10 protein-coding genes are annotated in these 11,895 nt (G+C 68.7%); 5 read left to right on the top strand and 5 right to left on the bottom strand.

Annotated elements, in window-relative coordinates; genetic code table 11:
• The first annotated feature begins 25 nt into the window (after positions 1–25).
• Both ACZ50N_RS07960 and ACZ50N_RS07955 read left to right on the top strand, forming a co-directional pair.
• Positions 26–1,000: an NADPH:quinone oxidoreductase family protein gene (locus tag ACZ50N_RS07960; RefSeq protein ID WP_046364417.1), complete on the top strand. Its 975-nt coding sequence runs from the start codon at positions 26–28 to the stop codon at positions 998–1,000.
• An 87-nt stretch (positions 1,001–1,087) separates the two neighbouring features.
• Entirely contained in the window at positions 1,088–3,853 is a 2,766-nt protein-coding gene (locus tag ACZ50N_RS07955; protein ID WP_464475096.1) for a helix-turn-helix transcriptional regulator, read from the top strand.
• Here ACZ50N_RS07955 and ACZ50N_RS07950 read toward each other — a convergent pair.
• On the bottom strand, positions 3,850–4,632 hold the full coding sequence (locus ACZ50N_RS07950; protein ID WP_048425161.1) for an SDR family oxidoreductase: 783 nt from the start codon (positions 4,630–4,632) through the stop codon (positions 3,850–3,852). The genes ACZ50N_RS07955 and ACZ50N_RS07950 overlap by 4 nt on opposite strands.
• A gap of 131 nt (positions 4,633–4,763) precedes the next feature.
• Between ACZ50N_RS07950 and ACZ50N_RS07945 the strand changes: the two genes are divergently transcribed.
• Positions 4,764–5,543, top strand: coding sequence for an SDR family NAD(P)-dependent oxidoreductase (locus tag ACZ50N_RS07945; protein WP_048425372.1), 780 nt, complete (start codon positions 4,764–4,766; stop codon positions 5,541–5,543).
• 10 nt (positions 5,544–5,553) lie between these two features.
• Here the strand turns inward: ACZ50N_RS07945 and ACZ50N_RS07940 are convergent, their stop codons facing one another.
• A complete protein-coding gene (locus ACZ50N_RS07940) occupies positions 5,554–5,907 on the bottom strand; it encodes a hypothetical protein (RefSeq protein ID WP_048425160.1) in 354 nt (117 codons plus the stop codon).
• A 40-nt stretch (positions 5,908–5,947) separates the two neighbouring features.
• On the bottom strand, positions 5,948–6,196 hold the full coding sequence (locus ACZ50N_RS07935; RefSeq protein WP_046364411.1) for a CDGP domain-containing protein: 249 nt from the start codon (positions 6,194–6,196) through the stop codon (positions 5,948–5,950).
• 229 nt (positions 6,197–6,425) lie between these two features.
• Here ACZ50N_RS07935 and ACZ50N_RS07930 point away from each other — a divergent pair, with 229 nt between their 5' ends.
• Together ACZ50N_RS07930 and ACZ50N_RS07925 are read left to right on the top strand one after the other, a co-directional pair.
• Positions 6,426–8,390, top strand: coding sequence for a flavin-containing monooxygenase (locus tag ACZ50N_RS07930; RefSeq protein ID WP_464475095.1), 1,965 nt, complete (start codon positions 6,426–6,428; stop codon positions 8,388–8,390).
• 1 nt (position 8,391) lies between these two features.
• On the top strand, positions 8,392–9,417 hold the full coding sequence (locus tag ACZ50N_RS07925; RefSeq protein WP_048425371.1) for an alcohol dehydrogenase catalytic domain-containing protein: 1,026 nt from the start codon (positions 8,392–8,394) through the stop codon (positions 9,415–9,417).
• Between the two features lie 12 nt (positions 9,418–9,429).
• Here ACZ50N_RS07925 and ACZ50N_RS07920 read toward each other — a convergent pair whose 3' ends face one another.
• Entirely contained in the window at positions 9,430–11,145 is a 1,716-nt protein-coding gene (locus ACZ50N_RS07920; protein ID WP_048425158.1) for a GAF domain-containing sensor histidine kinase, read from the bottom strand.
• A 22-nt stretch (positions 11,146–11,167) separates the two neighbouring features.
• The gene (locus ACZ50N_RS07915; protein WP_048425157.1) at positions 11,168–11,593 is read right to left on the bottom strand and encodes a pyridoxamine 5'-phosphate oxidase family protein; all 426 of its coding nucleotides are present in this window, start codon (positions 11,591–11,593) and stop codon (positions 11,168–11,170) included.
• Between the last annotated feature and the right edge of the window lie 302 nt (positions 11,594–11,895).

The raw sequence follows: 11,895 nt of genomic DNA, 5'->3' as shown, positions 1-11,895 counted from the left end.
TCGCCGGTGCTGTTCAATGGTCGGCATGCGCGCAATCCACATCCGCAGTCTGGACGGGCCCAGCGCCGCCGAGCTGGTCGAGATCGACGAACCGGCCGCCGCCGAGGATTCCGTGGTCGTCGACGTACATGCCGCGGGCGTCGCGTTTCCCGATGCGCTGCAATCGCGCGGGCTCTACCAGTACAAGCCCGAACTCCCCTATGTGCCGGGCGCCGAGATCGCCGGCGTGGTGCGCAGCGCGCCCGAGGGCGCGCACGTACGTCCCGGCGACCGGGTGGCCGGGTTGACCATGCTGTCCGGCGCGATGGCCGAAGTCGTTGCGCTGCAAGCCGAGCGGGTGTTCGCACTGCCGGATGCGGTGTCGTTCGAAGCCGGTGCGGGATTGTTGTTCAACGATTTGACCGTGCATTTCGCGCTGCGCACCCGCGGACGGCTGCGCGAAGGTGAGACCGTGCTGGTGCACGGCGCCGCCGGGGGCATCGGCACCTCGACGCTGCGGCTGGCGTCCGCCTTCGGCGCCGCGCGCACGATTGCCGTTGTCAGCACCGACGCCAAGGCTGAGGTGGCCCGCGCCGCCGGCGCGTCGGACGTGGTGCTCGCCGACGGCTTCAAAGACGCGGTGAAGGACCTCACCGGTGGGCGCGGGGTCGACATCGTGCTGGATCCGGTGGGCGGGGACCGTTTCACCGATTCGCTGCGGTCCCTGGCTCCGGGCGGGCGCCTGTTGGTCGTCGGTTTCACCGGCGGCGAGATCCCGACGGTGAAAGTCAATCGCCTGCTGCTCAACAACGTCGACGCCGTGGGCGTGGGCTGGGGCGCGTGGACGATGACGCATCCGGGGTACCTGGCCGAGCAGTGGGCGGAGCTGGCGCCGTTGCTGGCCTCAGGCGCGGTGCGTCCGCCGGAACCCGACGTCTTCCCCGTGGAGCGGGCCGGCGAGGCCATCGCATCGCTGGAGGACCGGACTGCGCGCGGCAAGGTCGTGGTCACGCTGCGCTGAGCTCTGGGTCGTCGATTGGGCGCGGGTCCAGCGGCGCGAACCCGTGAGTCTTTGCACACTTCTTTGCCCGCTGCGATAGTGGAGACCATGCCGCCCGCTACCCGAGGATCGATCGTCGATCCACAGGTTGCTGGATTTCTCGATGCGGCAGCTCAGCGACCCACCGGCCTGGTCATCGAAGGGGAAGCCGGGATCGGCAAGACCACCGTGTGGCTGGCCCTGGTCGATCAGGCCGCCGCTGACGGCTTCCGGGTGTTGAGCGCCCGGGTGGGCCAGGCGGAATCGGTGATGGCGTTCGCCGCGCTGGCGGATCTGCTGGCCGATGTCGATCCCGGGGTGTTCGCCGGCCTACCGCCTCTGCAGCGGCTCGCTCTCGATCGGGTGCTGCTTCGGGCCGGCGACGACGGCCCGGTCACCGACCACCGCGTGGTGGCCGCCGCGTTCCTCGCCGTGGTGCACGTCCTGGCGCAGGCCGGCCCGGTCGTGGTTGCGATCGACGACATCCAGTGGATGGACGCGTCGAGCCGCGCGGCGGTGACGTTCGCCGCACGCCGGCTGCAGGGCCGGTTCGGGTTGCTGGTCACGGAGAGATGCCACCCGGGCGACGGCACGACGACGACGTGGCTGACGCTGAGCAGGCCCGACGGCATCTACCGCAGCGCGGTGCGGCCGCTCGACAGTGCCGCGCTGCACGCGTTGATCTCCGAGCGCGTGGGCCGCACCTTCTCCCGCCCGACAGTCCTGCGCATCACCGAGATCTCCGGCGGGAACCCGTTTTTCGCGCTGGAGCTGGCGCGCGCGATCGGCGAGGGCCAGCACGTCGCGGCGGTCACCGATCATGCCCTGCCGCCCACTCTGACCGAGGTGGTGCGCGCACACATCGGCTCGCTGGACGATCGGATGCGGGAGTTCCTGCTCAGCGTGGCGTGTCTGGCCGACGCGCGCGTGGATGTGCTCGTCGATGCCAATGGTACGAGCCGTGACGAAGTGATCGATCTGATCGAACGCGCCGAGGCGGCAGGCGTTCTCACCCTGCACGGCAACAAGGTGCGGTTCACCCATCCCCTCCTGGCCAGCGGGGTCTACGCCGACGCGGCTTCACCGGCTCGCCGGGCGATGCACCGCAGGCTGGCGTCGGCGGTGGCGCTCCCGGAGGTCCGCGCCCGCCACCTGGCGCTGGCCTCGGCGACCGGCACCGAGGAGATCTTCACCGCACTGGACGCCGCAGCGGACTCGGCCCGGTCCCGCGGTGCGCCCGCCGCGGCCGCGGAGCTGGTCGATCTGGCGATCGGGCTGGGTGGCGACACCGCGCTGCGCCGGCTGAAATCCGCCGAGAACCACTTCCTGGCAGGCAACGTCACCCGCGCGGGCGAATTGCTCGCGAACATGCCGCCCGGTGAGCCGGAGATCGTTCGCGCGTTGGTGGCAAGCCTGCTCGCCACGGTGCTGATGTATCAGAACGAGCACAGCGACGCCGTGGAGTTGCTGCGCGGCGCGGTGGACGACGCCGCCGGCAACGTCGCCGTCCTGATCCAGGTTCTGCTGCGATTGTCGTTCGCGCTCAACAACATCGGAGAGCCGGATGACGCGCGGCGGCACGGTCGCGACGCGGTGAAGCTCGCCGAGGAGCTCGGCGTGCCCGCGATCGTCAGCCCGGCGCTGGCCTGGTCGGTGTACATCGACTTCCAGAACGGACGAGGTCTCGATCAGCGGGCGCTGCGCCGCGCGCTCGAGTGCTACGACAGCGCCTTCGACGTCCCGATCATCTTCCGGGCACCTCTGGTGCAGGCGCTCACGCTGTCCTGGACGGGGCGACTGCAGCAGGCCCACGAGCAGTTCACCGAGCTGCGGGTGGTGTGCGCGGAGCGGGGCGCGGAAAGCGACATGATGGCGATCGCGGGTTTCCTTGCGATGAACCATATCTGGCGCGGTCGGTTCGCCGAGGCGGCGGCCGAGGCCACCGATGCGGTGGAGCGGGCCGAACAACTCGGCGGTGACGATGTCCTCATCATCCCGTTGACCGTGCGGGCGGTCGTGTCGTCATTCCTGGGCCATGAGGACGACGCCCGCACCGATGCCGGCCGGGTCGTCGCCGCCACCCGGGGTCGCAGCGCCTCGCACATCGCCGACTGGCCGGGCATGGCGCTGTGCTTCCTCGAAGGGTCGCTCGGCCGACACCGGGAAGCGTTGGCAGCACTCGACATGTCGTTCCTGGACGAACCCGGCCTGACGACCGAGATCGCCTACGGATGGCATCTTCCCGATGTCATCGAGGCGATGGTGGCGGTGGGCCGTCTCGACGAGGCCGAAAGACTCACGGCCGCACTGGAACGCAACGGCGTCGAGCACGATCGCGGGTGGATGAAGGCGGTCGGCGCGCGGTGTCGCGCTGTCGTACTCGCCGCCGCGGGGCAGGTGGCCGCGGCGGAGGAGGCCGCGTACCGGGCGTTGGCCGAGCACGACCGACTACCGATGCCCTTCGAGCGGGCGCGCACCCAGCTGGTGCTCGGCCAGCTCCAGCGCAGGCTGCGGCAGAAGCAACTCGCCGCAACGATATTGACCGAGGCGCTGCAGACGTTCGAGCAACTCGGAACCCCGCTGTGGGCCCGGCGGGCGCGTGCTGAGCTGGCCCGCGCGGTGGTGGCGCCCTCGGACGATCTGACGGCGTTGACCCCGTCCGAGCGCCGGGTGGCGGAGATGGCCGCCTCCGGAGCGACGAACAAGAACATCGCGGCAGAGATGTTCATCAGCACCAAGACCGTCGAGCACAATCTCACCCGCGTCTATCGCAAACTGGGCATCACGTCGCGCGCCGAGTTGGGTCGCCGGATGGACCGCCAGTCTGCGGACTAGGTGATCCAGTCGGGCTGGGCGTCGGCATCGACAGCGGAGAAGTCCTTGTGCGCGAGACCGGCGATGGTGCCTCCGTCGACGACGAACTCCGCACCGGTCGAGTAGCTCGACTCGTCGCTGGCCAGATAGACCACCAGATTGCTGACCTCGACGGGCTGGGCGATGCGCCCCAGCGCGGTGGTGAAGATGTCCTCGGGCACCCAGTCCGCCATCGGTGTCTTGACCAATCCGGGATGCACCGAGTTCACCCGGATGCCGAACGGCCCCAGTTCCAGCGCAGTGGATTTGGTCAGGCCTCGCACCGCGAATTTGGTGGCGGTGTAGCCGTGGCAGGCGATCGTGCCGGCCATTCCCTCGATCGAGGAGATGTTGATGATCGATCCGCGGCCCGCCGCCTTCATCGGTTCTGCGGCAGCGCGGATGCCCAGGAACACGCCGGTGAGATTGATGTCGAGGATGCGCTGCCACTCGGCCATGTCGTAGTCCTCGATCGTGCCGATGTTCAAGATCCCGGCGTTGTTGACCAGGACGTCCAGGGAGCCGAACGCGTCCTGCGCAGTGGCCACCGCCGCGCGCCAGTCGTTCGGATCGGTGACGTCGAGGTGCACGTAGCGGGCATCGTCGCCGAGTTCTGCAGCGACCCGTTCACCTTCGGCGTCGAGGATGTCACCGCACACCACCTTGGCACCGTGGGCAACCATCTGCCGCGCGTGTGAGGCGCCCATCCCACGGGCGGCTCCACTGATGAGGGCGACCTTGCCGGCCAATCGCGCTGTCATGGTGTCTCCTGCTGAGGCGGTCGGAAGCGCTGCGGATTGTCACCATACAGATCGCGGCAGGTGGATGGTCGCGTTTCGCCGCACTGTCGATTCCCCGGTCCGCTCGGCGCCACGTCGGCCATACTGTGCCGGTGAACGGGCTTGCGGGGAAAGGGATTCTGGTCACCGGTGCCGCGTCGGGCATCGGTGAGGCCACCGTGCGGCGGTTGACGGCCGAAGGCGCGATCGTCGTGGGGCTGGACCTGGCTGCCGGCGAGTCATCGGAGTTCGTGCGGGGCGACGTGCTCGATGCGGCGGCGCTTGACGCCGCGGTGCAGCGCGTCGTCGAGGTGGCGGGCCGCCTCGACGGCGTGGTGCACAGTGCGGGGGTGGGCGGTGGCGGACCAATTCATCTGCTGCCCGACCAGGAGTGGGACCGCGTCGTCGACGTCAACCTCAAGGGCACCTTCGTGGTGCTGCGCGCAGCGCTGGCCCAGATGATGACGCAGGATCGGGTGGACGGTGAACGGGGCGCGGTGGTGACGTTGTCCAGCGTCGAGGGCCTCGAGGGCACCGCGGGCGGCAGCGCCTACAACGCGTCGAAGGGCGGCGTCGTCCTGCTGACGAAGAACGCGGCGATCGACTACGGGCCGAGCGGGATTCGCGCCAACGTGATCTGTCCCGGCTTCATCGAGACGCCGCTGTTCGAGTCGGTGATGGGCCTCGAGGGCATGGCAGGCCCGCGCGAGGGTGTGCGTCACGAGCACAAGCTGCGCAGGTTCGGTCGCCCCGACGAGATCGCCGCCGTCGCCGCGTTTCTGCTGTCGGCCGACGCGAGTTTCGTCAGCGGACAGGCGATCGCGGTGGACGGCGGCTACACGGCCGGGCGGGACCACCAGGTGACCGAGCTGATGGGCCTCGGCGAGCAGTGAGGGCGGCCGATCACCACACCACGGCGACAGCGGCCGCGGTGAGCGCCAGTAGGCCGACAGACATAAACAGCGGGCGCGGCACGGGGTTTCCCGTCCGCCGCTGCCGAGCGTTGCCCATGCCGAGCACGCCGCCGAGGACGACGAGGATGGCGAGCTTCACGCCGATCTTCGGATAGTTCAGCTCGACCCCGGCCGGCCATGGCGCCGCCAGCGCGATGCCGGTGAGCAGCGAGACCAGCAGGCCGTAGTCCATCAACCGGGTGGTGACGAACCGGCGGGCCGCCGCCTCGGCGACCCACGCCCCGAAAGTGACCGCGAAACCGACCAGGTGCAGCAAGACCACTACGGACCGTAGTACTTCCATGCGGTGAGGCTACAACAGCCGGCGCCGACATCTCCTGCGATCAGGTGGGCGGTGGGCCGACGGGGACCTGATAGCAGTTGGTGCCGCCGATACCGAGCACGTACACGGTGTCGCAGCGCTGGAAAGTACCGTCCGGCCCGGGCAGGGAATCGCAACGGCCACCGCCATTTCCGAACACCACCGCATTGCTGCACGGTTGCGCTGCCGCCGGCCCTGCCGATACCACCGTCGCAAGACCCGCTCCGGCCAGCACTGCCGCCGCTCCCGCGATCATCCACTTGTTCGTCATGTCATGTCCCCTTCTTCGACTCCGCGCACTGACGCGGACCTGCCGGAGGACTGGCCTCTGCACCCGACCGCCGGCACATGACCCCTCGATTGTGCGCCCGCAACCACGCTCTGCGCAGGCGATTTACGTCACGCCTTTCGTCAGGAGATGCTGGTGGCGGATTCATTGCGCCGACCGAGCTCCACCAGTTACGCTACGCATCGTTGCGATATGGCGATCAGGAGGTCCAGTGACGCGGACGGTGCACGCAGCCCGGCGATTCGACACGTCGACCGACGAGATCGCCGCCGCCCTCGCCGATGTCAGCATTCCCGCGCTGCTTCTGTCGATGGTGCATCTGACCGGTGACCCGCGCTTCATCCGCGACTTCGCTCAGGCGGGCCTGTTCCTCAACGAGATCCAGGGTTTCATGAGCGAGGAGGACAAGGCCCGCGCCCGGGCGGCTGCACTTCCTGCGATCGTCGACTACCGCGACCGGGGCTGCCCACCCCTGCCGCCGCTGCCAACCGACCTGGTGCGGGAGATGCTCGACTGGGCGGCCTGCGAACCCGTCGACGACGCCAACATCGGACTGGTTCTCGAGGAACTCGATCTCGAGGGCACCGACCCGCGCCGCCCCTCCCCCGTGGATGCCGATCGCGCGGCCGGCCGGCGTGTGCTGGTGATCGGCTGCGGCGAGTCGGGCATCCTGGCCGGAATCCGGCTGCAGCAGGCCGGGATTGACTTCGAGATCATCGAGAAGAACGCCGGCCCTGGTGGAACGTGGTGGGAGAATCGCTACCCCGGTGCGCGGGTCGACGTCGCCAACCACCTGTACAGCTACAGCTTCGAACCCGGCACCCACTGGGAACACTTCTTCGCCGAGCAACCGGAGCTGGCTGCCTATTTCGCCGACGTGATGGATCGGCACGGCCTGCGCGAGCACGTGCGATGGAACAGCGAAGTGACATCGGCACGGTGGGACGACGAGACCTCCACGTGGCGGGTCGAGGTGCGCACCGGCCAGCAGGTGTACACGCTTACCGCAGACGCCGTGATCACCGCGGTCGGTCAACTGAACCGGCCCGCGCTGCCGGATCTCCCCGGTCGAGAGTCGTTCGCAGGACCGTCTTTTCACTCGGCGCGCTGGGACCGCGACGTCGACCTCACGGGGCGGCGGGTCGCGCTGGTCGGCGCCGGCGCCAGCGGTTTCCAGATCGCGCCCGCGATCGCCGACACGGTGGCCCAGCTGACCGTCTTCCAGCGCACCGCACAGTGGATGTTCCCGAATCCGATGTACCACGATCCGGTCCCCGACGGCGCGCGCTGGGCGCTGGAGAACCTCCCCGGTTACGCCCGCTGGTACCGCTTCCTGTTGTTCTGGCCCGGCGCGGACAAGGGCCTCGACGCCGCCCGCGTCGACCCCGGCTATCCCGATCAGCAGCATGCGGTCAGCGAGATCAACGCGTTGGCGCGCATGATGTTCACCGAGTGGATCACATCGCAGGTCGGTGACGACGAGGAATTGCTGGCCCGGGTGCTGCCCGACTATCCGGCGACCGCCAAACGGACCCTGCAGGACAACGGCAGCTGGCTCGGCACCCTGAAAAGGCCGAATGTCACGCTGGTCCGCACACCGCTGCAGGAGGTGACCCCCCACGGTGTCGTGACCACCGACGGCACCGTCTACGACGCTGATGTGATCGTGTACGCCACCGGGTTTCACGCCACCGAGGTGCTGATGCCGATGACGGTCACCGGCCGCGACGGGGCGGACCTGCACGAGGTGTGGGGACAGCGACCGCACGCCTACCTCGGCATCACGGTGCCGGGCTTCCCGAACTTCTTCATGACCTACGGCCCCGGAACACATCTGGCGCACGGCGGCAGCCTGATCATGCACTCAGAACTACAGATGCGCTACATCAACGCCTGCCTCGCCCATCTGATCGACCGCGGAGCGCGTGCCATGGAGCCTCTGCCCGAGCCGACCCAGGACTGGCACCGACGCACACAGGAGCGCATCACCGCGACGGTGTGGGCGCACCCGGCTGTCGAGCACTCCTACTTCAAGACCGAAAGCGGGGAGATCCACACCGTGAGCCCATGGCGCCTCTGCGAATATCACGACGCCGTGGCCGAACCCGAGTTCAGCCACTTCCGCATCGACTCCGCCGGCGACGACGCATCCCACGACCGCGATGGGGCGGCTTGAGATGCGCGCGGTCGTCGTCGACCCGGGCGGCACGGTACGTGTCGAAGACCGTCGCGACCCGGTGCTGCCCGGACCCGACGGGGCCGTCATCGAGGTCACCGCGACCGCGATCTGCGGCTCCGATCTGCACTTCCTCGAAGGGCACTACCCGATGGCCGAGCCGGTGTCGGTCGGCCACGAGGCCGTCGGCGTCGTGCGTGAGATCGGTTCGGACGTTACGAGTGTCGCGGTCGGAGACCGGGTGCTGGTGTCCTCGGTCGCCGGTTGCGGGCGCTGCGCAGGATGTGCGACCTCTGACCCGGTTCGCTGCGTGGCCGGCCCGCAGATCTTCGGCGCGGGCGTCCTCGGCGGCGCGCAGGCCGATCTGATGGCGGTCCCTGCCGCCGACTTCCAGCTGCTGCGCATCCCCGAAGGTATCGACACCGAGGCGGCACTGCTTCTGACCGACAATCTCGCAACCGGGTGGGCGGCGGCCCGCCGTGCGGACATCCCGGTCGGCGGCACCGTCGCAGTCATCGGCGCAGGCGCTGTCGGCCAGTGCGCCATCCGCAGCGCGTTGTTCCTGGGCGCAGCAAGGGTTTTCGCGATCGACCCGGTGGAGTATCGGCGTGACCGGGCCGCGCTGGCCGGCGCCACCCCGGCGCCGCCGCCTGCGGCAGCCACCGTCATGGAGGCGACGAACGGCCTGGGCGCGGACGCGGTGATCGACGCGGTCGGCACCGACACCACGCTCGACGACGCGATCACCGCCGTGCGGGTAGGCGGCACGGTGTCGGTCGTCGGGGTGCACGATCTGCAGCCGTACCCGTTCCCGGCGCTCCTGGGGCTGCTGCGCAGTCTGACGATCCGGTTCACGACGGCCCCGGTGCAGCAGACGTGGCCGGAGTTGATCCCGCTGCTGCGCAGCGGCCGTCTCGACGTGCAGGGAATCTTCACCGCCACGATGCCGCTGACCGAGGCGGCGCAGGCCTACGCGGCCGCGATGTCGAAGTCGGCGGGCCACGTCAAGATCCACCTGACGCCGTGATCGTTGCGCACCCTAGTGAAGGGGCGCAGCCCATCTCAGCCGAGTGCCACCGCCGTCGGCGGGCCCGATCGTCAACGATCCGCCCGCATCCGCGGCACGCCGGCCGAGGTTGGTCAACCCCGATCCGGTGATCGAGTCCGTGATGCCGCGGCCGTTGTCGACGACCTCGATGACCAACTCGTCGTTGGCGGCCACGGTGATCGCCAGCGAGGTGGCATCGGCATGGCGGACCGCATTGCTGACAGCTTCCCGGACCACTGCTTCTGCGTGGTCGGCGAGCGCCGCGTCGATCACCGACAGCGGTCCCGAATACTGCACGGTGGTCCGGATCTTGGGTGTCGCGAACTGCGCGATCGCCTCATCGAGGCGCTGCCGCAGGCGGGTGATGCCCGACTGGCCGCCATGCAGATCGAAGATCGCGGTGCGGATCTCCTGGATCACCTGCTGTAGGTCGTCGACGGACTCGCTGAGCCGCTGCTGCACCTCGGCGCTTCGGGCCCGCGGGATGGTGCCCTGCAGCGCCAACCCGACGGCGAACAGCCGCTGGATCACATGGTCGTGCAGATCACGGGCGATGCGGTCGCGGTCGGAGATGACGTCGAGTTCGCGCAGCCGGCGCTGGGTGGTGGCGAGCTGCCACGCCAGTGCCGCCTGATCCACGAACGCGGCCATCATGTCGAGCTCCCCGGCGTTGAAGGCGCGGACGCCGACCGGCCGCAGCGCGATCAGTACGCCCGCCACGGTGTCCGTGGCCCGCAACGGCAGGACGAGCGCGGGCCCGTCGGCGACGCATCCCGGTGCCAGCTGCAGCACGTCGAACCGGCCAGGGCATTGCTCTGCGAACACCGCGCCGACATCGGTGCCCGACACGGGAATCGTGGCCATGTCGGTCCCGGGACCCGAACCGGCGGTGGCGGCGACCATGAGTTCGTCGACCTCGCCGACCGGCTCGTCGAGGTCGGCCCGCACCGCGACGATCGACGCCGCAGCGCCACTGAGCGTGCGGCTTTCCTCGGCCATCCGCCGAAAGACCGCGGCCGGATCGGTGCCGCGCAACAATTCGGTGCCGATGTCACGGGTGGCCTCGATCCATGACTGCCGGGTCTTGGACTGCTCGTAGAGGCGCGCGTTGTCGATCGCGATACCGGCCGCCGCCGCGAGCGCCTGGACCAGCACCTCGTCGTCCTCGCTGAACGGCTGCCCGTCGGCCTTCTCGGTGAGGTAGAGGTTGCCGAACACCTCGTCCCGAATGCGGACCGGAACACCAAGGAAGGTCCGCATCGGCGGATGGTTCGCCGGGAAGCCCACCGAGGCCGCGTGATGGGAGATGTTGTCCAGCCGGATGGGCTTCGGATCGTCGAGCAGCACGCCGAGCACACCCCGCCCCTCGGGAAGGTGGCCGATCAGCTCGCGGGCTTCCCCGTCGATACCCTCGTAGATGAACTCCAGCAGTTCGTGGTCGTCGCCGCGCACCCCCAGTGCGCCGAAGCGGCAGTCGACGAGGTCGATCGCGGTGTGCACGATCGTCCTGAGCGTTTCGTCGAGTTCGAGTCCCGAGGTGACCACGAGCATCGCCTCGACCAGGCCGTCGAGCCGGTCGCGCCCCTCCACGATCTCCTCGACGCGTTCCTGCACCTCGATCAGCAGTTCCCGGAGGCGGAGCTGGGAGAGGGTATCGCGAAGCGGCCCCGCACTCGGATCGTTCTGGGCTCTGCCCCCAGTGCTCACATCATCATCTTGTCACTGTTTGTCACAAAGACCAGCGGTCTTCTCCACCGAAAACAAAATGCCTGCCCGTGACGTTCAGGGGCCTGATGCGCACATAGTGGGATTTCTCGGTGATCGTCCACGGACGGAGGTCTGCTGTGTCGGCTTCCGCCAGCTCCTCGTCCGTTCGCAGGGACCGCGCGCTCCCCGTGACGATCACGCTCCACCCGTCGGTGACGGTGTGATCGTCGGCCTCGAACAGCACCGTGTTGTTGATCGCAGCACTCACCAGTTTGGTGCCCTCGGCGGTGCGGAACAGGATCGTGCGGTTCTGCACGGCGAAGTTCACCGGAAAGATCGACGGCTCGCCGTCGACGCTGGTGACGAGCCGACCGAGGGAGACACGTGCCAGACGGTCCCAGCATTCCGACGCGGCGAGCACCGACACGGGCGCGGTCTTGTGAGCCATAGCGTGACGTTAGCCCCGCGATGCCGCGACGATATGCGGTCCAAAGTCCTTTATTTCAGGGAACTCTGCGTATTCGACGGGTACCACGAATGCAGCTGCGGCAGCAGAGCGTTCTTCTTGCGATGGTGCTCGGTCATCCTGCTGAGAATGTCGCCGAGTAGCTCATCGAGGTGCTCCCCCGGCCGCCACCCTCGAATCGCAATGCTCCGACATGGCGCAACGGTATCGGCGCCCGGTTACCGACCGATGAACGAGGATGAGGACTTTCGGCCCCACATTCACAGGACCGAAGCCCTGATCAT

The organism is Mycolicibacterium obuense (assembly GCF_055397605.1).
This window is presented reverse-complemented; position numbering and strand designations above follow the sequence as displayed.